The organism is Paenibacillus sp. YN15 (assembly GCF_003285005.1).
Lineage (GTDB): Bacteria > Bacillota > Bacilli > Paenibacillales > NBRC-103111 > Paenibacillus_AR.
This window is the reverse complement of the sequence record NZ_QMFA01000003.1, coordinates 240,043-261,854: the sequence shown is the minus strand read 5'-3', so window position 1 is coordinate 261,854 and position 21,812 is coordinate 240,043. Positions and strand designations below refer to the sequence as shown.

Genomic DNA, 21,812 nt, shown 5'->3' with positions numbered 1-21,812 from the left:
ATAACGCTCCCATTTGAAGGTTGGTGCAAAACTTTGGCACATTGGAAAAAAAGAATGGCCTTGACTGTCCTTCTGGGCAGTCTGCTGGCAGTTTGGTCCTTGGCTTCTTCCGCATTGGCGGATTCCACCGGAGAAGTCCTGGCGGGACAAGCCCCTCCGCAGGACGTGCAGATCATGGCAGCAGGTTACGCACCTGGGGACAGCTCCCGGCAAGCTCCCGAGGGGGAGGAAGCCGGCATGACGGCCGTGATCCGCTCCTGGCTGGACACGCTGTCGGACGAACCCGGCTTTGAGGGCTGGGCCGCCGCCACCTGGACCGTCTATCCCCTGGGCCCCGGCACCCATAGCTGGGTGGTGCTGCTCCAGGCAGACTCCCGGGAGGTGGGATATCTGGTGCTTACCGCAGACGGAGACGGCTACCGGCTGCAGGAATACGGGCAAGGGGATTACCCCCTGTTCAGCATGAATACGCTGCACCGCACCTTGGCGCAGCGGGGACTTATTTCCGAATCCATTCCTTCTTATACAGTTACCCGTCTCTATGCAGCGCCTCTGCAAGGTGTGTGGCGGGTGGAGGTTGCAGCGGAAGAGCCGCTGTATCTGGACGCCAAAACCGGCGAGGAGCTTCCCGTTCTCGATTCCTGGGTCACCGAGCAGCCCACCGGAGATTCCGCTCCGCCTTCTGCGGAAAGCCCGGCCGCCCAGCCTGGAACATTGTCGGGGGTTTTGATCAAGAGAGCTTTTGACCCACTGCTGAAGCCGGTATGGATCAAGGGCAACCCCCAGCCTGCTGTGGACTTTGCTTCCTGGAGGACCGGCCCTGTGGCGGCGGAGGAGACACCCGTTACCTATCTGGGCAAATGGTTCGGCGGCAAAGCCCTGTATCCCCTGGCGGTTACAGGCTACCATGAGTGGAGCCGCGCCGGTCCGTTTATCCGGTTGGAGCATGAAGGCTCCCGGTTTGTCCCTTACGCCGAAGCCGTTAAGCTGGGCAGCTTCTTCACTCCATAACGATTGGTTCTCCTCCTATTCCTATATAGAAAAGCTGCGGAAGCGCCGCCGCCAACAACCGGCATTGCCTCTCGCAGCTTTTCGGTTCCCAGTCCGTCCCGTTTTATTCGGGAGTGGGCTGTTTTTTTCGCCGCTGTTCCTTCCAGACCTTGATGGACAAAGGCAGCAATCCGAACCACCGGACTGTCCAGGGAGTGCTGTGCCGGAGGATGCGGCGCTCCTGACGGTGCCGCCTGCGGACATCCGTAGGTGTATCGATATATGTGACCACCTGCTGGGTAATGTACTTCACCAGATCATCGCTTTTTGCCATAGCCAAACTCCTTGTCATCTTGGTGTGATATCGCCTCTTGTCCTCAGTTTCCCCAGCTTCTCCCCTCTCTAAACTTTTTTGGGCCTGGATGGCCGCGGCGGCGGAATCTTTGGTTTCAGCTGTTTTTGGCATAGCTTCCGCTTTGAAGCCCGTTTACACTGGAGGCATTGGAGTGAGAAAGGGAGGCGGCGCACCCATGAGAAACCGCCTGCGGCTGGTATCCCGTTACCGGGACAACCACAGCCTGCGGCTCAGCTTTAATCGGCTGGCGCAGAAGACCTTTGGCATTGATTTTGAAGGGTGGTACCAAAAAGGAGCCTGGGACGACAGCTACGCCTGCTACTCCTTCGCGGACGGAGAGGAGATTGTGGCCAATGTCTCCGTTACGGCCATGACCATGCTGCTGGACGGCAGCACGCTGCCCGCCTTGCAGGTGGGCACAGTGATGACGCACCCGGGTTACCGGGGGCAAGGGCTGTTCAGCACGCTGATGGGAGAGGCGCTGGCTTCCCATGGAGAGCAGGAAGGTGGCTTTACATTTCTGTTCGCCAACGCATCGGTGGCGGACTTGTACCCTAAGCTAGGTTTCCGGCGGCGTCCATTCTACCGGATTGAAGCGGATGTGGAGATTGGCGGACAAGCGGTCGCGCCGCGGCTCCGCAAGCTGGATGTGAACCGGGCGGAGGATTGGGCGCTCATCGTCCGGTTGGCCCGGGAGCGGGCTCCCTTGTCGGGAAAATGCTCCGCACCCGGTTCCGCCTCCATCTTCCTGTGGTACTGCCTGAATATTTTCCCCCATGCCCTCTATTATGCGGAAGACCGAGAGCTGCTGCTTGTTTATGAATGGTCCGGGGAGAAAATCCAGCTGATGGATGCGGTCAGCCCCCGCCCCTTGCTGATGCGGGATATTGCGGAGTGTTTAGCCGCGGCGCGTCCGGGAGAAGAGGCGGCGAATAACGGCCGCTGGCCGGTGGAGTTCCACTTCACCCCCGATTTTGCCGACTTGGCGTCGGAGGAGATCAGGTGGCGCGAGGATGAGGAGGAGTTCTTTTTTGTCAGAGAGGAGTGCGCCCGGATGCCCCCGGGATACGTGATCCCGCTGTCGGCCCGGACGTGACTCATATACTCCAATCCCCAAACGGAAGCGTTCTGCGGTCCAGAAGAGAAGATGCGGCAGGAGTCCAGTTTAGTCGGCCCCCGAAAAGAAGATACGGCAGAACCGTGTCCCGCTGGCCCCGAAGAGAGGTGCGGCAGAACAGATGTCCCACCGTCCCTCCAAGCGGACCGACGATCCGTTATTTCCCGTATTTGCGCCTTTTTGTAAATTTCGCGGACCGACGATCCTCTATTTGTCCGTGGATACCGCCAAACCGGCTGTTTTCCGCCACTTAACGGATTCTCTGTCCGCTCAGCTCCGAAAACATCCGTTTTTCGCAAAATAACGGAACCTGGGTCCGGCTCGTTGGCCCACGCCGCAGAAAGTACAGCAAAGGACAGCCCGAAGGCTGTCCTTTGGCATTTCTTATGCTCCCCATGCCTGGCCCGCTACAGAAGCCAAACCATCAGATCATCTCCGGCGATTCCAGGCCGATCAGGGCCAGGCCGTTGCGCAGGGTGATCTGCACGGACTTGACCAGCGCCAGACGGGCATTGCGCACCGCCTGATCCTCCACCAGAATCGGGCATTCGTGGTAGAAGCGGTTGAACGCCTGGGCCAGATCCACCAAATAGCGGCTGACGATAGACGGCTCCAGCTTCCACATGGCCTGCTGCACCTGCTCGCCGAAAATGTACAGCTCCTTCAGCGCTGCTTGGGCTTCCGCATTCAGCAGTTGGCTTGCATCCACCTCCGCTGCCCCGGCAAACTCAATGCTGGAGCTGCCGCCGTTGGATTTGCGCAGCACGCTGCACGCCCGGGCATGGGTGTATTGCACATACGGGCCGGACTCGCCTTCAAAGTTCAGGGCATCCTCCCAGGAGAAAACCACGTCCTTGATCCGGTTGGTGGACAGGTCATTGAACACAATGGCGCCGACGCCTACCTGGCGGGCCACCTCTTCCTTGTTGGGCATATCCGGGTTCTTCGCCTCGATAATCTCCCGCACCCGGTCTATCGAACGGGTCAAAAGCTCATCCAGCATCACCACATTGCCCTTCCGCGTGGACAGCTTGGCCCCTTCCAGGCTCACCTGGCCAAAGGGCACGTGAACCATATCCTTGGCCCACTCGTAGCCCATCAGCTCGACAATTTTGAACAGCTGCTGGAAGTGGAGATTTTGCGCCGCGCCGGTAACATAGACGCTTTTATGAAAATTGTAGGTATTCTTCCGGTAGATGGCCGCGGCTACGTCACGGGTGTGGTACAGGGTGGCTCCATCCTTCTTGATCATCAGCGCCGGAGGCATGTTGAACTGGTCCAGACGCACCAGGAGAGCCCCGTCGTCCTCCTCCAGCAGCCCCTTGTCCTTCAGTTCCTGAACGGGCTTGTCCATCTTGTCGTTGTAGAAGCTTTCGCCGGCGAAGGAATCGAATTTGATGCCCAGCAGGTCATAAATTTTGTTGAATTCCTTCAGGCTGATGTCCACGAACCAGCGCCACAGCCGGTTGGCCTCCTCGTCCCCCTGCTCCAGACGCACGAACCAGGAACGGGCTACCTCCTCCAGCTCGGGATTCTTGTCCGCTTCGTCATGGAACTGCACATACAGGCGCAGCAGCTCCAGAATGCCGCCCTCCTCCACAGCCGCTTCATCGCCCCAGTTTTTGTAGGCCACAATCAGCTTGCCGAATTGGGTTCCCCAGTCTCCCAGATGGTTGACGCCCACGCAGGTATACCCCAGGAATTGATGAATGCGATACAGGGCGTTGCCGATCATGGTCGAACGCAGATGCCCCACGTGAAACGGCTTGGCGATATTGGGCGAGGAAAAGTCGAAGACAACGGTTTTGCCCGCTCCCAAATCGGAGGAGCCGTAGCGCTCCCGCTCGGTCAGGATGGTCGACAGCAGATTAGCGGCAAAACCCTGCTTGTCCAGGAACACATTTACGTATCCCGAAACGGATTCCACCCGGCTGAACAGGCCGTCCGTTCCCAGCTTGGATTTGATCTCGTCGGCAATGGCCTGGGGAGATTTGCGGAGAGCCTTGGACAGCTTGAAGCAGGGCAGGGAAAAGTCCCCCAGCTCCGGGTTGGGCGGATATTCGATCAGCTCCCGCAGGGCGGCTGCCTCCACTCCCTCGAATCCTTCGGCAATCTGTTTGGCCAGTTCGTCTTTGTAATTGATCATAGTACCCTTCCTCTCATATATACAAAGGCAGCCCTTCACAGCGTCCACTCGGCGCTGCAGGGTACCCGAAACTATAACTTGGGGGCGAATGCCGGTTCATACCCGGGGGTTGCTGGCTGGCTGATATGGGATGGCTGGCTTATGCGACAGGTGCCGCTTTATGCGGAATACCGCCTTATACGGCAGATGCCGCTCCACCCGCGGGTTGTCGGCTGATGCGGGAGCGCTAACGGAACTCAGCGACTCTTAAACGGTAAATTGGGCTCATTATCCAAAATAACGGAACTGGGAGACTCTTAAAACGAGAAAACTAGCCTTTGGGAGCCTGCCAGGGCCTGCCAAGCCCTAGTTAGCGTCTCTCAGTTCCGCTAGCACGCCAAAACTGCCGTTTTCGCACCGTAAGCGTCAAATAGTTCCGTTACACCGTCCGCAGCATCCCTTCGGCTCACACAAAAGCAGCAAATTGCTGCCTTTTCAAACGGAAACATAGCAACAGAACACCCCTGGCGGGGTGCTCTGATAATAACCGGTCTTTAGGACGTGTCTGAAAACCCGCTTGAGGGCAGCTTTCACCGCCTTTTCGCCCCATGCTTCGTTACTTCCGCTTGACGTACCCCCGGTACGCCTTCACGAAAGTGCCTTGCCTGGAACGAAAATTTGAGCATTAGCTGCTTCCCTCGGAGTTATCAGACACGCCCTAGACAAATTCCGGACCCTCATCCGAAACTACATTATACAGCAAGCCGGTTTCCATGGCAAATACCGGCACTCCGCGATCCCGCGGTGATCCGCACACTTGCCGGCAGGCGCTGCCTTACCGCAAGCAGGCGGACAGCACGGGGATATCCTGCTCCCGGATGCCTTCGGCCACCAAGGCGGCGATAGCCAAAGCGCCCTGCTCCGAAAAGTGGGTGTTGTCCGTGGTGCCCTCCGGCAAACCGGCATATTCCCCCGGCGCCGTCCACATGAACAGAGCCTTGGAGGGTTCGTCTCCCATCCGCTCCAGCAGCGCCCTGCTTTTGGCCGCCAGATTGATGTACGGCACCTCCAGCTCCCGGGCCAGCTCCTCCATGGCCGGGATGTAATCCCCATGGGTATCCTTCACGGTGCCATCCTCCTCGAAGAAGCGCCGCTGCATGGCGGACACCAGCACAGGCACCGCCCCGCGCTCCCGGGCTCCCTCAATATAGCGGGTCAAATGCTCCTTATAGGTGGAAAAAGCCTCGGTGCCGCGCTCATCGTCCTTTTCGTCATTGTGGCCGAACTGCACCACCAGCACATCCCCCGGCTTGATCAGCTTCCACACCCGGTTCAGACGGTCCTCCGCAATGAAGCTTTTGGAGCTGCGGCCGGAACGGGCGTGGTTGTCCACCGCGATCCCCGCGTTCAGGAACTTGCCGATGGCCTGGCCCCATCCGGTATAGGGATACCCTGCCGAAGGCTGATCCGTCACAGTGGAATCCCCCGCCAGGAACAGTGTGGGCAGCATTGGCGCATGGGTGATCTCGACGGCATCCACCCGGACCCCCTCCCCGACCCAGGCCAGCTTCAGCTGCCCGTCGCAAACATGCATGGCGAATTCCCCGCGGACACTCTCTCCCGCCCGGACGGGCGCATGGTCAAGGACAATCCGTCCGCGCCCTTCTTTAACAGTCAGCGCAGCAGCCCCCTCCACGCCGGTGAAGGAAACGGCAACCACATAGTTCCCCTTCGGAACATTCACCAGAAAGGACGGCCGCATGGGCACAAAATAATCCCCCGGCCAGGAATCCATCAGCTCCTCATAACGTGAAAAAGCCGGCGGCATGAAAAAGCCGTACCCTGTTTTCCAACTGAAACTCTCATTCTCCTTCAGCTCAATCCAACCCGCTCCCCGATTCTTCCGATCAAACGCAAAACGAAAATTCGGACGCAAACCCAACACCCTTTCGCCTATAATCAATGAACAAACGGAGATGAACAAATGTGTTCAAAACCTTCCGATATAAGAATATCCCGTTACAGGGCAGATGTCCATGGCAAATTCGCGTCTTCTCTTGGAAGCAGCGGATGTGCGTCTATAGACATTATAGGTTATGGGTCTTGGACGAAAGGACGTTCTTTTGTTATCTTGAAAAGAACGCAAGAATGAGAGAGAGGAGTCCTTTGCCGTGTTCACCGCCGTGTTCAGCACCATGCTTCAAGTGATCGTTCCCATTTCCATCCCCGTTGTCGCCGGAGCTCTGCTGCGCCGGTTTACCCAACTGGATGTGAAGCCCCTGCTGACCCTGTATCTGTACTTCCTTAGCCCTGCAATTATTTTCGATACCCTGTCCAAGGCCGCCATCAGCACAGGCGATATTTACCAGACCTTGGGCTTTTGCCTGCTGAACCTGCTTCTGCTGTGGGGCTGCGCCCAGCTGCTGGGCCGTATGATGAAGCTGCCCCAACCCGAAACAGCCGGCTTAACCCTGATGTCCACCTTCACCAACAGCGTCAATTACGGCCTGCCTCTGGTGCTGCTGGCCTTCGGCCAGGCCGGGCTTGACCATGCCTCCGTTTATGTCATCGCCCAGATGGTGATCGTCAATACAGTCGGGATATTTTTTGCCGCCCGTTCCCACTTTTCCTTCCGCAATGCCCTTCTGTCGATTTTCCGTCTGCCTGCCATCTATGCCGCGGCGATGGCCATTCTGCTCCGCATCACAGGCCTGCACCTGCCGGAGGGCGTGGACAAAGGGATTACCATGGTAGCCGGAGCCTATTCTCCTGTAGTATTGGCTATTCTTGGCGCACAAATGGTGCGGGTAGCCGGCGTAAAGCTGGAGCCCCATGCCAACAAAACCTTTATCGCAGGCATGGCTGTCCGGCTCCTGCTGTCTCCCGTTATCGCCTTCGCGGGCTTGTGGATACTGCGGGTAGAAGGAACGCTTTTTTCCGTGCTGCTCATTCTCGCCTCCATGCCTGCCGCGGTTAACGCTACAGTGCTGGCGGAGAAATACGGCGCCGCTCCGCAGATTGTGTCCAAGTGTATTCTATGGACCACCTTGGCTTCCTTTTTGGTGCTGCCTATCTTATTGGCTCTGACTCCGGGTTAAGCTTCCGAAGAATCGCCGGGAGGCGTCGCGGAGGCCGATCTCCCAAGAAACACCAAAAAACCCTGCTGCGCCATTGCGTGCAGGGATCAAACGAAAGAGCTAAAGGGGCGGCCGGCTACGGAAGCTGCCGGTTCGCGGCCGGTGTCTGCTCCTCCTCCGCCAACGTGCTTTGGAAGGAGTGGCGGATCACATCCCCGCGGCTGATAATGCCTACCAGAACGCCGTTTTTCTCCACAGGAACCTTCTTGATCTGGCGTTTGCCCAACAGTGATGCAATATCCTCCACCTCGGCATCCCAGGAGACCTTGTACACCTTCTTCTTGGCAATAAGCATCACGTTCAAGCCAAGAACCTTCCTGATCCGGTCCTCGTACTCATCCTGATCCCCTTTGAACACCAGGCTGAAGAACAGGGAGCCTACCACCACCTGATCCTCCTGGCGCCCCACATACCGAAGAATATCCCCGTCGCTGATATAGGCGACAATTTCATTGCGCTCATTCACTATAGGAAGGCCGCTGATGCGGTACTTGATGAACTTCTCGATCACCGCCCGGACAGTATCCGTTTCCTTCACCTTGTAAGCGGGGTTGACCATAATTTCATGGGCCTTCATTTCCCATTCCTCCACGAATGCAATCTTATAATTGTATTATACAACTAAATTCCGGACTGTCAACGGACATCTAATGGAACGATTAAGGGCATGCCCAGCCGCCGAAAAGGAGAAAAAACAGCCTGGAAATAAGCCTTCCAGGCTGTCAAATCCTTGCATGGATCAGTGAACGGAAACCGGCTCCTTCTGGATCACCTGCTCCGCCTCCGGCATCTTGTTGGAGGTCCGCAGCGGAATCTCGCGAATGAAGAAGGTCAGGACCAGGGCCAAGGCCAACAGCAGGGTGCCCGACAGGAAAACGGTGGTCAGCGCAGAGCTGAGCGCGTCCTTCAGAGCATCAATCATATGCTGGACGATAGGCTGGAGGTCTGCAGGCAGGGATGCCATCAGCTCCTTCAGCTTCGGCTGGTCCAGCAATGCCTGGGGACCTTGGAAATCCTTGAGGGCGGTTGCCAGCTTGGGGTCCAAATTGGCCAGATTGGCCGCGCCCGCTCCTCCGTCCGCAGAGGCTCCGCTTTGCATGTTGTGTTTCAGCGAAGTGGTCATGATGGTGCCCATTACGGCTACGCCAATGGTGCCGCCCATGTTCCGGAACAGCTGCGAGGAAGCGGTGGCTACGCCCAATTCGTTGGGCTTAACGGCATTCTGCACCGTCAGGGAGAAGACCGGCATGCCCAGGCCCAGGCCTGCGCCGAACACGATCATGGCGATAACCGCCATCCATACGGAATCCATGTAGGCCATGATCAGCATACCTGCCACCATGATAGGGAAGCCGATGAGAGCATAGCGCTTATATTTGCCGGTTTTGGTAATCATCCGCCCGGTCATGGCGCTGACGAATACCATAGCCAGGGACATGGGCATGGTCACATAGCCGGAATAAGTGGGCGAGATGCCCTCCACACCTTGTACGAAGAACGGCAGATAAATCAGCGCGCCCATCATGCCTGCATTCATAATAAAGCCGATGACATTGGACAGGGTGACGATATCATTGCGGAACAGCGACAAGGGCAATACCGGACTTTGGGCCCGGGTTTCCACCAGGATGAAGATCAGCAGGAACACCGCCGCGGCGGCAAAAAGCCCGATGGTCTGCGTGGACCCCCATGCATATTTGGTGCCTGCCCAGGAGAAGCCCAACAGCAGCGGCACAATGGTCAGGGTCAGGAAAATCGAACCCAGATAGTCGATTTTCTCCGATTCCTTGCGGGGGACCTTCGGGAACAAAGCCAGAATCATAATGAAGGCGACAACGCCCAAGGGCAGGAAGATCCAGAACAGCCATTTCCACGGCATATTGTCTACCAGCCAGCCGCCCAGTGTAGGACCGAGCACGCTGGAGAAGCCGAATACCGCCATCATCACCCCGGTCCACTTGCCTCTTTCCCGGGGGGAAAACAGATCGCCCACGGCCGTAAAGGCGGAGGACATAATAATGCCGGCGCCGATGCCCTGAATGCCGCGGTAGGTAATCAATTGAAAAATATCCTTGGAAAATCCGCTCAGGAAGGCGCCGATCATAAAGAAGACAATACCGGCCAGGATAAACGGCTTGCGCCCGTAAATATCCGACAGCTTGCCGACCAGCACTGTGGCGATGGTGGAGGTCAGCATGTAGATGGTGATGACCCAGGTGTAATAGTCCATGCCGCCCAGAATGGCGATAATCCGGGGCATGGCGGTGCTGACAATGGTTTGGTTAATTGCGGAAAAAAACATGGCGCCAATAATGGCAATCATGATGGATAATTTCCGCTTGTGTGAAAGTTCTTCCATTCGTCTCTCTTCTCCTTTAATATGGTCTTTCTTTTCGTCCGTCGGCAAAACCGGCAAGCCCTCTCCTATTCTTTTTCTTGGGGGGCCATTTTTTCCAGCAGCTCCGTAAGGGCTCTTCTCTCTTCAGGCTCCAGCCGGGAAAAATAGTCGCGGATAATGTCATTCCGGTGGGAAACCGCCTGCTCCAGCATTTCCTCTCCGGAAGCGGTCAGTTCCACCAGTATGGATCTGCGGTCTGCGGGATCATCACGGCGGACGACATACCCGGCACGTTCCATCCGGTCAATCATCACCGTAACGGCGCTGGGCTTTACCTCAACCTTATCGGCTATGTCGCTCAGCTTGCATTTTCCCTTCCGCTTGACATAGAAGAGCACATACATCTGCGGCGCCGTGATGGAGGGGCCCATCCGCTGCAGGAGCCGGCATTCGAAGCCGCGGCGGAAACGCAGATTCGCCGTGTGAAACCGCTCAATAAGGTCTTCGGAATCCTGTGCCATTAGTTCTGTGTCTCCCTGTTATTTATTTAAACAATTTAAATATTATACAGTTTCAATAATCCCGTCAAGTCTATTTGGCGAGTGCCCGTACACTTGGTTGGACGGAACTGGGGGCGATTGCGGGCGGGACGGAGCTAGGCGCGGTCCCTTGGGAAGCGGCGGAGACGGAGATAGCGGAAGGCAAAACTTCCGCTATTTCCCGCCGCCGCGGGCAAACTTGGCAATAACGGAAAGCATCTTTCCGCTATTGCCTCCTTTTCCCCGGGCAGGCTCCAACCAGTAAGCGATTAGCGGAAAGTAGGCTTCCGTTATCTGCTTCAATTGAACTGCGCAGCTCAAATAGCGGAAAATGGCTTTCCGTTATTCACCTGCTTCCAGTCCGCTACCCGATCCCAATGGGCATACGGGCCAGGGATCACATCATAACGGAAGCCCGTTTCCGCTATCACGCCGCGCGGTCCAAAACAGACAACAATAGCGGTAGCGTTCTTCCGCTATTACCGGCCCCACCCCGTTATCCCGGTCTGCCAGCCCGGATAACGGAAATCTCCTTCCGTTATCCTCACGGAAGCCAAGCCCTACCAAGCTTAGCGGAAATCCCTTTCCGCTAAAAATCTAAAGCTTACATCCCCCCACTCCCCCGCAGCCTATTGCCTCAATTAGAGCTTTTTCACGTGGTCTAGTTTGCCCCCATCAGGACTCTTCCCCATTCCCTGGTTTGCTCCCAAAGCTCTCCCCCAGCCCCCAATTGTCTCCACCAGCCGCCCTCCGCCATCCCTCGAGTTTTCAAACCCCCGCGCCTATGTTAATCTTTACATAAGCAATCCAACGGAGGTCCTTTATGATGAACCATCAGTCCCTGGAGGAAGTAGAGCTGGAGCTGGCTTTGCTGATCCGCCGCCTCACATCCATGGTCACCGCCCAAAAGGTGGGCAGCCTCGACCGGGCCGCTTATTTGCTCCTGACCCAGATTTCCCTGGGCGGGGCCTGCAGCGTCAAAACCTTGTCCCAAACCTTCCATCTGGATATCTCCACCGTCAGCCGCCAGGTTTCTTCCCTGGAGCAAAAGGGCTACGTCCGCCGGGTTCCCGACGAATTGGACGGGCGCGCTTTCATTCTGAGCATTACCGGATTGGGGGAGCAGCTGCTGGCGGACGACAAGGCTAACCGAATTGCCCGTCTGGGCCATGTGCTGGATAACTGGGAGGAAGGCGAGATGAAGCAGTTTGGACAGCTTCTGAGGAAATTCAACCACAGCGTGGTGGAAGCGGAGCAAATGGAAAAGGTGTCCCAGCATGATGGCTGAGGCACCTTTTTTCGTAAAAAGAGAGCGGTCCCATGTTCACCGGAGCTTGTATTGCGCACTTGAGCTTGCATTGCGTGCTTGAGCCTGTATTGTCGGGAGAAATTGTGTTATTGGTTTTCTCAGTCCCTTAGGAGTGCAGCAGCTTCTGCCGCTCCCGGTACTCGGTGGGAGTGCAGCGGAACACCTTTTTGAACTGGCGGGCATAGTAATTCTGGTCGGAAAAGCCGCTTTCCATGGCCGCCTGCTGAATCGTGACCCCGTCGTCCCGCAGCAGCGTGCAGGAATAATCCAGCCTGCGGCGGATGATATAGTCGATGGGCGTGGTCTGGTAATTGCGGGCGAACACGCGGCAGAATTGGCGTTTGGACAGGTAGGCCGCCTCCGCCAGCTGATCCAGGGTAATCGGCTCCAGGAAATGCTCCTCAATAAACGTCACCGCCTCGCCGATCCGCAGCGCCTTGTTCTCCTCCCCGCCGCTGTTGGCGGAATAATACCGGGACAAGGTAGCCATTAGAGCCGAAAAGCAGGTCCGGATCATCAGCCGATACCCCTCCTCCTTCCGTTCTTCCTCCTCCAAAATGGCATCCAGCATCCCCGACACCTTCGCCAGCTGCTCCGGCCCCAGGGACAGCATCCCCTTGAAGTTCATCTCCTTGCGGTAAAATGGCTCAATATAAAACAGCGCCTGGAAGCCCGACAGACATTTCAGCTCCGACAGCTGCAGCAGCTGATCCCGGTGAAACATGACGTTAATGTACTGAATATTGTTCACATCGCGGTAGCCGTGGGCCACATCCTCGTGAATCAGGAATACCTGCCCCGCGGACACGGGATACTCCCTTCCTTCAATAATATGGACAGCGCTGCCCTCCAGAATCACCACCAGCTCGGAAAAATCATGGCTATGGACAAAGTAGTCATGGGTTAACGGGCATTTTTGGATGCGGAAAATAAACCCCGGGTCCAGATCCATATCCCTGTAAAAAATTTTCTTCGTCATGTCATTATTATGCTAAACAAAGGCCCAATCGTCAAGGCGCAACCCCTCCGCTTGGCTTACCATAAAAGAGAAGGAATAAAGCTTGCTTAAACGGAGGTGGATGCAGTGAAGCGCTGTCAATTCAGGGCTGAAATGAATGCGGATACAGATATACAGACTTTTTTGGAGCCAAATAATCCTGCCCTTCAGGAACGAATGGCGGAAAACGGCGTCAGCCGACTCAGTCTTTTTCAGTGGGAGAGCCAGCTGTTTGTGTATTACGAATGCCCTGGTGAATCTCCGGCTGCGGGTCCTCATGTGCTATTCTCCAATGCCGAGGAGATTCTGCGGGTTTGGCCAGGCGGCACGGGGGACCGCTATTGGGCTCCAATGGCGGATATCTTCCATTATCAGGCCCCGACGGAGGAAACTCCCTGGCGGACCCCGCAGGGCAACGGCGCCCCCTACGGCAGACTGGCCCGGCTCCAGCCGGATATGATCTCCAGCTATATCTTTTATCACTATCAGTATCAGGAGGAAAAACCGGGGGACGGCTGCAAATACGGCATCATCTCCCTGCATGAGGACCTGATGTTCTTTTATTCGGAAAAGCCCGGACTGGTGGAAAAAGCCCCCTACCGCGGCAAGCTCTCCACCGCCAATACCCCGGCCGACTGGGGAGCCCTCATGGACCCCCACTTCGTCAAGTGGCCGGACTCCCGCCCCTGGCTGGACATCCCGCTGGTTCTCCATGCGGAGATTGAACAAGGAAGGTGACGAACATGCGGACAACCGTCTGCCTAAACGGAGAATGGGATTTTATGCCTCTCTACTCCACTCCCAACAGCCTGGAGCTGCCCTACCAATTGGCCTTTGAGCTGCGCAAGGTGCAGGTGCCCTCCAGTTGGAGAAGCGCTTATGAGAATGTTCCCGGTAAAAAAATGGGCGATATTCCCGAGCATGAATACCGTCCTTATGATCTGTTCGGCTATCCCAGGGAATGGGAAGCGGCGGCGGCAGGTGTGCTGCACCGTACGTTCACGGTTCCCGCCGAAATGGAAGGGCAGCGGATTTTCCTGCGGCTGGACGGAATCATGCAGCAGGCTGCCGTTTATCTGGACCGGGAGCAAATCGCCTTCTGGCAGGACGGCTATCTGCCCCTCCGTGTGGAGGTTACGGGCAAGGTGAAGCCCGGCGGCGAGCACCGGCTGCATGTGGTATGCAGCAGCTTTCCCAAGGTGAAGATTCCCTCCGGTCTGGAAAAGGTCACCGGACTTACCGGCTCCTGGTTCGGCTATATTGCCCGGGGCATCTGGCAGGATGTGTTCCTGGAGAGCCAGCCCGCACAGGCCATTGAGGATGTTGTTGTGCGCACCTCTGTCCGGGAGAAGCGGCTGGAGGTGGACGCTTTGGTGACGCTGCCGTTGTCAGGTGCGGCGTTGACAGCCGGGCCAACGGGAACCGCCCCGGTTCTGAGCTTAACAGTGAAGCCGTGGGACAACGCTGCGGGAACGGCTGTGCTGACGGCAGAAGCCGCAGCCAATAGCAATAGCACAGGAGGCTTGATCCGCTTCGCGCTGGATTGGGCGGACCCGGTGCTGTGGAGCCCGGACCGGCCGTTCCTGTACATGCTGGAGCTGGAGCTGCTGGCGGACGGGCAGGTGCTGGACCGGCAGGAGGTGCGTTTTGGCTTCCGGGAGGTATGGACCGAGGGCCGTCATTTTATCCTGAACGGCATTCCGGTGAACCTGCGGGGGGATTCCTGGCACTTCCAGGGAGCCAACCAGCAGACGGAGGGGTATGTGCGCACCTGGTACAGCATGTGCAAGGAAGCGGGCGTCAACTGCGTCCGTCTTCATGCGGAACCGTACCCCGTTTATTACCTGGACATTGCCGATGAGATGGGCATGCTGATCGTGGACGAAACTGCCATCTACGGCTCCGGCAAAACCATGCAGGCCGACCATCCCGAGTATATCGAGAACTGCCGCCGCCATGTGGAACGGCTGGTGCGGCGGGACAAAAACCACCCCTCCATTATGATGTGGAGCGTGGAGAACGAGATGCGCTGGGTGGACGGGCGGGATATTTTCAAAACCTTTATCCCCGAATTTATGGACATTATCCGCCGACTGGACGCTACCCGCCCCATTATTGTGGAGGGGGACAACCGCCTGCTGCCCAAGGAGCTGACAGAGGTGGAAACCCGCCATTACAACATTGACGGCATTATCAGCCAATGGGACCGGACGGTGCCGCTGGTGTTCGGCGAGCACGGCGGCTGGTGGTATATCTGCCCGCAGAACAGCAGCATGTATGTGGGCTTCGACGCTTACCGGCATACGGACGAGGCGGCCAAGGGACTGGCGGAGAAGGAGCGGCTGTTTGTGGAATACGCCCGCCGTCACGGGGTTTCCGGCATCTCTACCTTTAACTTCGCCCACTATTTCATGCGGGCCATGCCGGAGCGCGACATTCCCTTGCCGGCGCCGGAGCGTCTGGACACGCCGGGACCCAAACCCAAGGTGATTCCGCGCTATTCCCTGTCGCTGAACAACGGGCTTTTGCCCCCTGAATATCCGGCGTACCGGACCAACCCGTCCTTCGATATTATGGCGGCATCCTTTAAGCCGGCCACCATTCTGGCAGCGGAGTACAACACCAGCTTCTTCGACGATCTGCCTGTGCGGCGCAGCCTTGATGTATTTAACGATACGCTGGCAGCGCGGGACGTGGAGGTAGCGTGCAGCATCCTCCAGAGCGGACGGACGGTATTCGAAGAGACCTTCCGCTTTGTGCAGGAGCCGGCGGACCACCGGGTGGTTTCCTTCGAATGGTCGCCTGCCTGCGTTGATGCTGTTGAGGAGGCTGTGCTGACGGCGGTGTTGCGGCATGATGGGCAGCGGGTGCACGAGCTGGTATTGCCCTACCGGATTTATCCGGCCGGGTTGAAGACTTCTCCTGCCGGTGTGGCGCGGCCTGCCGTTTTTGTGGGCAGCGCGGAGGATTACGCAGGGTTGCTGCCTTTGGTGCCGAGCTGCCGCAAGGCCGGGCTGGAGGAGCTTGCCGGGCTTCCGCCGGAGACCCTGATCATCGCCGGAAGCAGGCTGGAGGACAGGGACGGCGGATTGGAAGCGGTGCTGAAGCGGCATGTGGCAAAAGGCGGGCGTGTGCTTCTCTTGGAGCAGATAAGTCTGTCCCTGGGCAAGCTGGCCCTGAGCAGGCAAAGCTTCCTGCGGGCCCACGGCGCCGATTGGAAGCATCCGGTGCTGTCGGGCTTGGGCAGCGGCGACTTTATGTTCTGGCATGAGGCGCTCCATGAGGACGGGCCGGAGCCGGTGGTCCGGGCGGCCTTTGAGAAGCCCCTGCACGGCGACTTCACCATGATTCTGGAATGCAGCTCCGGGGATTTCGGGGATGGCGGCGATCTGTGGACTCCGCTCCTGGAATACAAGAGCGGAAACGGCTTATTTGTGGCCAATCAGATGGAGATTATGCCCCATATCGGACGTGTGCCCCAAGCGTGTCTGCTGCTGCGGAATCTGCTGGCTTATGCGGGGGAAGCGGCGGAGACGGAGGAGACGGAAGCGCCCGCTGTAACTGTGGTGAAGGCGGGAGGCCGCACCGTGATTTCAGCGCAGGCCAAGGCCCTGCCGGTGTCTGCGGCTTGGGTGAAGCCGGGCGGCGAGGCGGCGGACTTCCTGGAGGCCATCCGGCTGGAGCACCGGCTTCTGGCCCGGCGCGAGGAGCTGGCGGCATTGCCTGCGGGAAGCCTCGTCATCGTGGAGGCGGCTCTTTTGAAGGGGCAGGCGGATGGGGATGGAAGCGCCAACGGGGATGCTGGTGCGTGGGCGGATGTGAGCGCGGATGCCGGTGCAAGCGCCAACGCCGATGCCCTGCGGCGGTTTGCCCAAGGCGGCGGAACCGTGCTGGTGCTGCCCGCGCTGCCGGAGGATGCCCCCGGCCTTGCACGGCTGGCGGACAGAGCTGTCCTTGCGGCGGCCCATGAGACCTATCACCTGGAGGCGGCTTATCAGTACCGGGAGGTTTCGGGCATGAGCCCGGTGGATCTGTTCGGCTTCGATAAGGTTCACCTGTCCCCGCGGAATGTGGTGAACCGGCCTCTGGCTCTGCACAGCCTGGACATTTCCGGCGCCGCCGCTCTGTGCCGCAGTATAGAAGGCACCGCCTGGAAGGATTTCTTCGTCGGGCAATACGCAGCCGAATACAGCCGCCTGGCGCTGGTGGAATTCAACCGGGACAAGGCCCGCAGCTCCGGCGTGTTCCTGGCGGGGCTTCCCGCAGGAGAAGGACAGCTGGTGTTCTCCCAACTGCTCACAGACGCCGCCAGCGCCAAGAGCATCCGGCTCTACACCCGGCTGTTGGCCAACCTGGGAGCAGCTTTCGGTGACGGCCTGCTGGAATCCGTCAAGGGAGACGGGGAATGGGCCGTGGAAAGCCTGATGGCGCTCCCCTGCCCGGCCTATGTGGATTTTGCAGCCATGAAGAGCTATTATACCGATCCGGAATTTTCGCTGAACAATCTGGGCGAAGGCCTGTACGGCTGGATGAAAAAGAAGGAGCGCAGCTCCGCAGACGGCACTGTTTTACTGGATTCTCCGGGCGGAACTCCCTGGTTCCTGAGCTGCTTTGTGCATGTGCCGGAGGCTGACGGAGCCGGGCGCACCGGAAAGCTGCGGGTGAACACCGATGCTCCCTGCGAAATATACCTAAACGGCAAGCTGGAGCCGGAGCCGCAGAACCGGATCACCCTGCAGCAGGGTGTCAACCGCCTGATTGCCATTGTGCAGTCCGGCAGTGAGGATGTCCGGCTGGGCCTGGTATTCCTGAACGAGGACGGCAGCTATATGAAGGACCTGCAATACCGCATGACCATGGACGAGATGGAGCCGAAATAAGGCTGCTTTGGGCAGCCATCCGATTGGAGCGGCAAACAGGCCGGGAGTTTCCGGCGGGAACAAAAAAGACCGCCATACTAATCGGATGGTGACCCCAACACAACCAGCCACTTTAAATCTGACGTCCGTCACCACCTGCCTGCCTATAACGGAACTATTTGACTCTTATTGAGCTAAAAGCAGCTTGTGGGTTTGCTTACGGAACTCAACGACCCTTACAGGAAGAAATTCGGCCCGGTGAACCAATATACCCGTCATAACGGTCTCTAAGTTCCGTTGCCAACTGAAACCAACGGATTTTCCCCTGTAAGAGTCTATAAGTTCCGTTACAGCAGAGAGTGTACCGTATGGTGCATCCCCAGTGCCTGCATTCTGATGTGGTCAAAAAAAGGAGCGATCCCATGAAAAAGCCAGCACAGCAATCCCTGGAGCAAACCTTCCGCTTCCTCGACGACAAGAAGGAAGTGGAGTTTCTCCGGCATGACACCCCGACCCCCTGGATGAACTATTTGTCCAACGGCACCTTTCATACCATGATGTCCCAGGCCGGCGGCGGCGTCGCTTTCTACAAGTCCCCGCAAATCTGGCGGATCACCCGCTACCGCTTCTTCCATCTGCCCACCGACCGCTCCGGACCGTACATTTACCTTCAGGACCGGGCCAACGGGGAATATTGGTGCCCCACCAACGAGCCGGCCCATACCCGGCCCACCTCCTGGAAAAGCGCCCACGGCATGGGCTACACCCGCTTTGAAGCGGAGCGGGACGGCCTGGCGGCGAAGACGGTTTATTTTGTCGGCCCCTTTGAAAACTCGCTGATCTGGAACCTGACCCTGACCAACAACAGCGGCAGCGCCAAATCCCTGAACGTATACGCCTACGCCGAGTTCGGCATGATGGAATTTATGCGGGAGCTGCAATGGCAGTGCTACAACAAGCACCAGGTGTCCGTAACCTACCATGACAAGGAAGCGCTGGTCTACAAATACGGCGTGGAAAATCAGCCCAAACCCGACGAAACTCCGCTGGTCTATTTCGCCTCGGATGCGCCGCTTTATGCTTATGACGGGGACCGGGACGAATTCATCGGCACCTACCGCAGCGAAGCCAACCCGGAGGCCATAGAAGAAGAGGGCTGCACCAACTCCACCCTGTTGGGCGGCGATCCCTGCGGCGCGCTTCAATTCCAGGTCACCCTCCAGCCCGGCGAAACCCGGACGCTGAACATCTTCCTCGGATGCGCCATGACGGAAGAAGAAATTGCAGCAGCCTTGGACCGTTCCCGGGAAAAAGACTTCGTCTCCAAATCCTTCGCGGCGCTGACCGCCAACTGGGCGGATTACCTGGGCAAGCTGGAATGCCAACTGCCGGATGCGGAAGCCTCCCGGATGATCAACATCTGGAATCCGTACCAGGCGGAGCGGAACTTCCAGTTTTCCCGGAACATCTCCTTTTACGCCACCGGCACCTTCCGTGGAGTCGGCTACCGGGACACCGCCCAGGATATTTTGTCGGTTATCCCCTTCGATCAGGAGCGGGCCAAGGACAAGATCAAGCTGCTTTTGGGCCAGCAATATCAGGACGGCCACGTGAACCACTATTTCTTCCCCACAGAGGGCTGGGAGCCTGTCACCAGCATCCATTCGGACGATCATCTGTGGACCGCCCTCTCCGTTTGGGATCTGGCCGCGGAAACCGGAGATGCCTCCTTCATCCAGGAAACCGTACCCTTTTATGACGGCGGCGAGGACACCATCTACAACCATCTGAAGCGCGCCATCACCTTCACCGCCTCCAAGCTGGGCCCCAACGGCTTCCCGCTGATGCTGCGCTCCGACTGGAACGACCAGCTGTTCCGGGTCTGCCGCAAGGGCAAGGGCGAAAGCATCTGGACCGCCATGCAGTTGGGCGCCGTTCTCTTGAAGATGCAGGACCTGGCCGTGCTGGCCGGGCATTCCGAGGATGCGGACGGGTACCGGAAGATGTACGCGGAGCAACGGGAGCTGGTAAACACTCTTGGCTGGGACGGCAAATGGTTCCGGCGCGCCGTGATGGACGATGGGCGCTTCCTGGGCAGCGATGTCCATGATGAAGCAAAAATTTGGCTCAACGCCCAAACCTGGGCCACGCTGTCAGGAATGGCCGAGGAGTCCAAGGGCATCCAGGCCATGGACAGCGTACGGGAAATGCTGGATACGGAACTGGGCATCAAGAAGCTGCATCCCTCCATCACCACCTTCCCCGACCCGGCGGACCCACTCACTAATTACAACAAGGGTACCGGTGAAAATGGAGCTGTCTTCTGCCACGCCAACACCTGGGCGATTATTGCCGAATGTATGCTGGGCAGAGGCGACCTGGCATACAAGTATTACCGCCAGCTGATTCCCCAGGTGGCCATGGAAAAAGCCGGACTGAACCGTTACAAGGCAGAGCCGTATGTCTACGCCTCCAACCTGTTCGGTCCCGAGTCCGACAAGTTCGGTCTGGCCAACGTTTCCTGGCTGTCGGGAACCGCCGCCTGGATGTACGTGGCCGCCACCCAGTACATCATGGGCATCAAGCCCGGCTTGGACGGTCTTCGCATTGACCCCTGCATCCCCTCCGATTGGGAGGGCTTCACGGCCAAACGCCGCTTCCGCGGCTGCGTATATGACATTAAGGTTATAAATAAGACTGGCTCCTGCAAAGGCGTCAAGGAAATCCGGGTGGACGGCCGGCTGATCGCCGGGCAGGTGCTCCCGGTTTATCCTGCCGGAACCAGCGTTCAGGTGGAAGTGGTGCTGTAATCCGGGTTTGAACATAAACCGGCATTGCCTTTAACGGCATGCCGGTTTGTTTTTGGAGCTGCGGCTTTTCTATATGGAAGCCACGGCCGTTATTTCTGGCCGATGAGGGAGCGTGCATCTCGCGGCGGCGCTCCGATTAATGACAAGCGGCTCACTCCCCTCACCCCCACGCGCCAAAAAAAGATTCATTTCCCCTGAATGATGTTGCGAATATAGAGAACACTAGCTTAAAAATCCCAAAATGAGGTGTCCCCTTGCTGCATCATCACGAGACCAACCGGGAAGGGTTGGAAACCATCCGCAAGCTGATCAAAGGCATTGATACTGCCATGCTGACAACCGTAACCGATGAAGGCGTCGTATCCCGCCCCATGAAAACCCAGGATGTGGAATTTGACGGAGATATTTGGTTTTTGACCAAAAAGGATACCAGCAAATACCATGAGCTTCTTCATAACGCCAAGGTCAATGTGGCCTATGCCGACAAATCCTATGTCTCCATCAGCGGGACGGCGGAGATTGTGCAGAGCCGGGAGAAGGTCAAGGAATTCTGGAATCCGGTTTATGAAAAAATGCTGGAGACCTCCTGGGACGATCCCAACATCGTGCTTATCAAGATAAAAGCCGAAACCGCCGAATACTGGGAATCCGGCAGCCTGATCAAACAAGCCAAGTTCCTGTTTGAGAAGCTGACGGGAAAAGAAACCGAATCCAAGCTTAACGATACCGTGCGGCTGTAATCTTGGCTGGCGGCCCGCGGCAATAACAAAAGCCTGCCGGAACTTATCCGACAGGCTTTTCGTTATTCAATCAAAAAAAGCAGGTCCTCCCCTTTGGCGTCAATTGTAAGGTTCCGCTCTTCCAGAAACCATAAATCACTTTGCTTCATATAGATGAAAAAGCCGCCGCTGCTCATTTGAATGATTTGATCATTGTTCTCGGGCTTTTCCCTCAGGATTCCCAAGGCATAGGCTTCACTTCCGCCGCTGGCGTACCTTACATAGACCCGAATGTAATCGCCGTCTGTAAAACCCCATTCTTGTTTGAGACAGGACACTGCCGTTTCCGTGATCCGCAGGTTCATGACTGCACCTCCAAGGTTAATCTCCATTATTGCCAAATTCATTATGGCAGATACGGCTAGGTGCAGATACGGCTAGGTTAACACCATCCCCGAAGAATGCTATAATAGCATGTAAACGTTTTATCATACGCAGTGCCGCTTCCGGAGGGTGG

Annotated in this window: 16 protein-coding genes; 8 read left to right on the top strand and 8 right to left on the bottom strand. The window is 57.4% G+C overall.

Going from position 1 to position 21,812, the window contains the following annotated elements; translation table 11 throughout:
- Nucleotides 1-54 precede the first annotated feature (54 nt).
- Nucleotides 55-1,011, top strand: coding sequence for a hypothetical protein (locus DQG13_RS04355; RefSeq protein ID WP_113018518.1), 957 nt, complete (start codon nucleotides 55-57; stop codon nucleotides 1,009-1,011).
- A gap of 103 nt (nucleotides 1,012-1,114) precedes the next feature.
- Here the strand turns inward: DQG13_RS04355 and DQG13_RS04350 are convergent, their stop codons facing one another.
- On the bottom strand, nucleotides 1,115-1,324 hold the full coding sequence (locus DQG13_RS04350) for a YqzE family protein (protein ID WP_113018517.1): 210 nt from the start codon (nucleotides 1,322-1,324) through the stop codon (nucleotides 1,115-1,117).
- A gap of 196 nt (nucleotides 1,325-1,520) precedes the next feature.
- Between DQG13_RS04350 and DQG13_RS04345 the strand changes: the two genes are divergently transcribed.
- Complete coding sequence (locus DQG13_RS04345; RefSeq protein ID WP_181592570.1) at nucleotides 1,521-2,441, top strand: GNAT family N-acetyltransferase; 921 nt, start codon at nucleotides 1,521-1,523, stop codon at nucleotides 2,439-2,441.
- A gap of 445 nt (nucleotides 2,442-2,886) precedes the next feature.
- Here the strand turns inward: DQG13_RS04345 and argS are convergent, their stop codons facing one another.
- Both argS and DQG13_RS04335 read right to left on the bottom strand, forming a co-directional pair.
- Nucleotides 2,887-4,605 carry an arginine--tRNA ligase gene (gene argS, locus DQG13_RS04340; protein ID WP_113018581.1) on the bottom strand — a complete coding sequence of 573 codons (1,719 nt, stop codon included), beginning with the start codon at nucleotides 4,603-4,605 and terminating at the stop codon, nucleotides 2,887-2,889.
- Nucleotides 4,606-5,422: 817 nt separating this feature from the next.
- Nucleotides 5,423-6,415 (bottom strand): rhamnogalacturonan acetylesterase, encoded by a 993-nt coding sequence (locus tag DQG13_RS04335; RefSeq protein WP_146767100.1) that lies wholly within the window; start codon nucleotides 6,413-6,415, stop codon nucleotides 5,423-5,425.
- Between the two features lie 343 nt (nucleotides 6,416-6,758).
- On the opposite strand from DQG13_RS04335, the gene DQG13_RS04330 reads away from it, so the two are divergent.
- On the top strand, nucleotides 6,759-7,685 hold the full coding sequence (locus DQG13_RS04330) for an AEC family transporter (RefSeq protein WP_113018514.1): 927 nt from the start codon (nucleotides 6,759-6,761) through the stop codon (nucleotides 7,683-7,685).
- Nucleotides 7,686-7,800: 115 nt separating this feature from the next.
- Here the strand turns inward: DQG13_RS04330 and DQG13_RS04325 are convergent, their stop codons facing one another.
- From DQG13_RS04325 to DQG13_RS04315, 3 genes are all read right to left on the bottom strand, one after another.
- On the bottom strand, nucleotides 7,801-8,301 hold the full coding sequence (locus DQG13_RS04325) for a CBS domain-containing protein (protein WP_113018513.1): 501 nt from the start codon (nucleotides 8,299-8,301) through the stop codon (nucleotides 7,801-7,803).
- A 162-nt stretch (nucleotides 8,302-8,463) separates the two neighbouring features.
- A complete protein-coding gene (locus DQG13_RS04320) occupies nucleotides 8,464-10,083 on the bottom strand; it encodes an MDR family MFS transporter (protein ID WP_113018512.1) in 1,620 nt (539 codons plus the stop codon).
- A 65-nt stretch (nucleotides 10,084-10,148) separates the two neighbouring features.
- Nucleotides 10,149-10,583, bottom strand: a complete 435-nt coding sequence (locus tag DQG13_RS04315) for a MarR family winged helix-turn-helix transcriptional regulator (RefSeq protein ID WP_113018511.1) — start codon at nucleotides 10,581-10,583, stop codon at nucleotides 10,149-10,151.
- A gap of 841 nt (nucleotides 10,584-11,424) precedes the next feature.
- On the opposite strand from DQG13_RS04315, the gene DQG13_RS04310 reads away from it, so the two are divergent.
- On the top strand, nucleotides 11,425-11,889 hold the full coding sequence (locus DQG13_RS04310; RefSeq protein WP_258525450.1) for a MarR family winged helix-turn-helix transcriptional regulator: 465 nt from the start codon (nucleotides 11,425-11,427) through the stop codon (nucleotides 11,887-11,889).
- Between the two features lie 127 nt (nucleotides 11,890-12,016).
- Here DQG13_RS04310 and DQG13_RS04305 read toward each other — a convergent pair whose 3' ends face one another.
- A complete protein-coding gene (locus DQG13_RS04305) occupies nucleotides 12,017-12,889 on the bottom strand; it encodes an AraC family transcriptional regulator (RefSeq protein ID WP_113018510.1) in 873 nt (290 codons plus the stop codon).
- A 105-nt stretch (nucleotides 12,890-12,994) separates the two neighbouring features.
- On the opposite strand from DQG13_RS04305, the gene DQG13_RS04295 reads away from it, so the two are divergent.
- The 4 genes from DQG13_RS04295 to DQG13_RS04280 all read left to right on the top strand — a co-directional run bounded on the left by DQG13_RS04295 (nucleotide 12,995) and on the right by DQG13_RS04280 (nucleotide 21,316).
- Complete coding sequence (locus DQG13_RS04295) at nucleotides 12,995-13,645, top strand: hypothetical protein (RefSeq protein ID WP_146767099.1); 651 nt, start codon at nucleotides 12,995-12,997, stop codon at nucleotides 13,643-13,645.
- 5 nt (nucleotides 13,646-13,650) lie between these two features.
- On the top strand, nucleotides 13,651-17,787 hold the full coding sequence (locus tag DQG13_RS04290; RefSeq protein ID WP_113018507.1) for a glycoside hydrolase family 2 protein: 4,137 nt from the start codon (nucleotides 13,651-13,653) through the stop codon (nucleotides 17,785-17,787).
- Between the two features lie 401 nt (nucleotides 17,788-18,188).
- Entirely contained in the window at nucleotides 18,189-20,576 is a 2,388-nt protein-coding gene (locus tag DQG13_RS04285; protein WP_181592569.1) for a GH36-type glycosyl hydrolase domain-containing protein, read from the top strand.
- Between the two features lie 257 nt (nucleotides 20,577-20,833).
- Nucleotides 20,834-21,316 (top strand): pyridoxamine 5'-phosphate oxidase family protein, encoded by a 483-nt coding sequence (locus DQG13_RS04280; RefSeq protein ID WP_113018579.1) that lies wholly within the window; start codon nucleotides 20,834-20,836, stop codon nucleotides 21,314-21,316.
- 62 nt (nucleotides 21,317-21,378) lie between these two features.
- Here DQG13_RS04280 and DQG13_RS04275 read toward each other — a convergent pair whose 3' ends face one another.
- Nucleotides 21,379-21,660, bottom strand: a complete 282-nt coding sequence (locus DQG13_RS04275; protein WP_181592568.1) for an iron-sulfur cluster biosynthesis family protein — start codon at nucleotides 21,658-21,660, stop codon at nucleotides 21,379-21,381.
- Between the last annotated feature and the right edge of the window lie 152 nt (nucleotides 21,661-21,812).

Bases quoted from the DNA above. Each gene is read 5' to 3' on its own strand.
- DQG13_RS04355 (WP_113018518.1), top strand. From the start codon at position 55: ATGGCCTTGACTGTCCTTCTGGGCAGTCTGCTGGCAGTTTGGTCCTTG.
- DQG13_RS04350 (WP_113018517.1), bottom strand. From the start codon at position 1,324: ATGGCAAAAAGCGATGATCTGGTGAAGTACATTACCCAGCAGGTGGTC.
- DQG13_RS04345 (WP_181592570.1), top strand. From the start codon at position 1,521: ATGAGAAACCGCCTGCGGCTGGTATCCCGTTACCGGGACAACCACAGC.
- DQG13_RS04335 (WP_146767100.1), bottom strand. From the start codon at position 6,415: ATGCCGCCGGCTTTTTCACGTTATGAGGAGCTGATGGATTCCTGGCCG.
- DQG13_RS04325 (WP_113018513.1), bottom strand. From the start codon at position 8,301: ATGAAGGCCCATGAAATTATGGTCAACCCCGCTTACAAGGTGAAGGAA.
- DQG13_RS04320 (WP_113018512.1), bottom strand. From the start codon at position 10,083: ATGGAAGAACTTTCACACAAGCGGAAATTATCCATCATGATTGCCATT.
- DQG13_RS04315 (WP_113018511.1), bottom strand. From the start codon at position 10,583: ATGGCACAGGATTCCGAAGACCTTATTGAGCGGTTTCACACGGCGAAT.
- DQG13_RS04310 (WP_258525450.1), top strand. From the start codon at position 11,425: ATGATGAACCATCAGTCCCTGGAGGAAGTAGAGCTGGAGCTGGCTTTG.
- DQG13_RS04305 (WP_113018510.1), bottom strand. From the start codon at position 12,889: ATGACGAAGAAAATTTTTTACAGGGATATGGATCTGGACCCGGGGTTT.
- DQG13_RS04290 (WP_113018507.1), top strand. From the start codon at position 13,651: ATGCGGACAACCGTCTGCCTAAACGGAGAATGGGATTTTATGCCTCTC.
- DQG13_RS04285 (WP_181592569.1), top strand. From the start codon at position 18,189: ATGAAAAAGCCAGCACAGCAATCCCTGGAGCAAACCTTCCGCTTCCTC.
- DQG13_RS04275 (WP_181592568.1), bottom strand. From the start codon at position 21,660: ATGAACCTGCGGATCACGGAAACGGCAGTGTCCTGTCTCAAACAAGAA.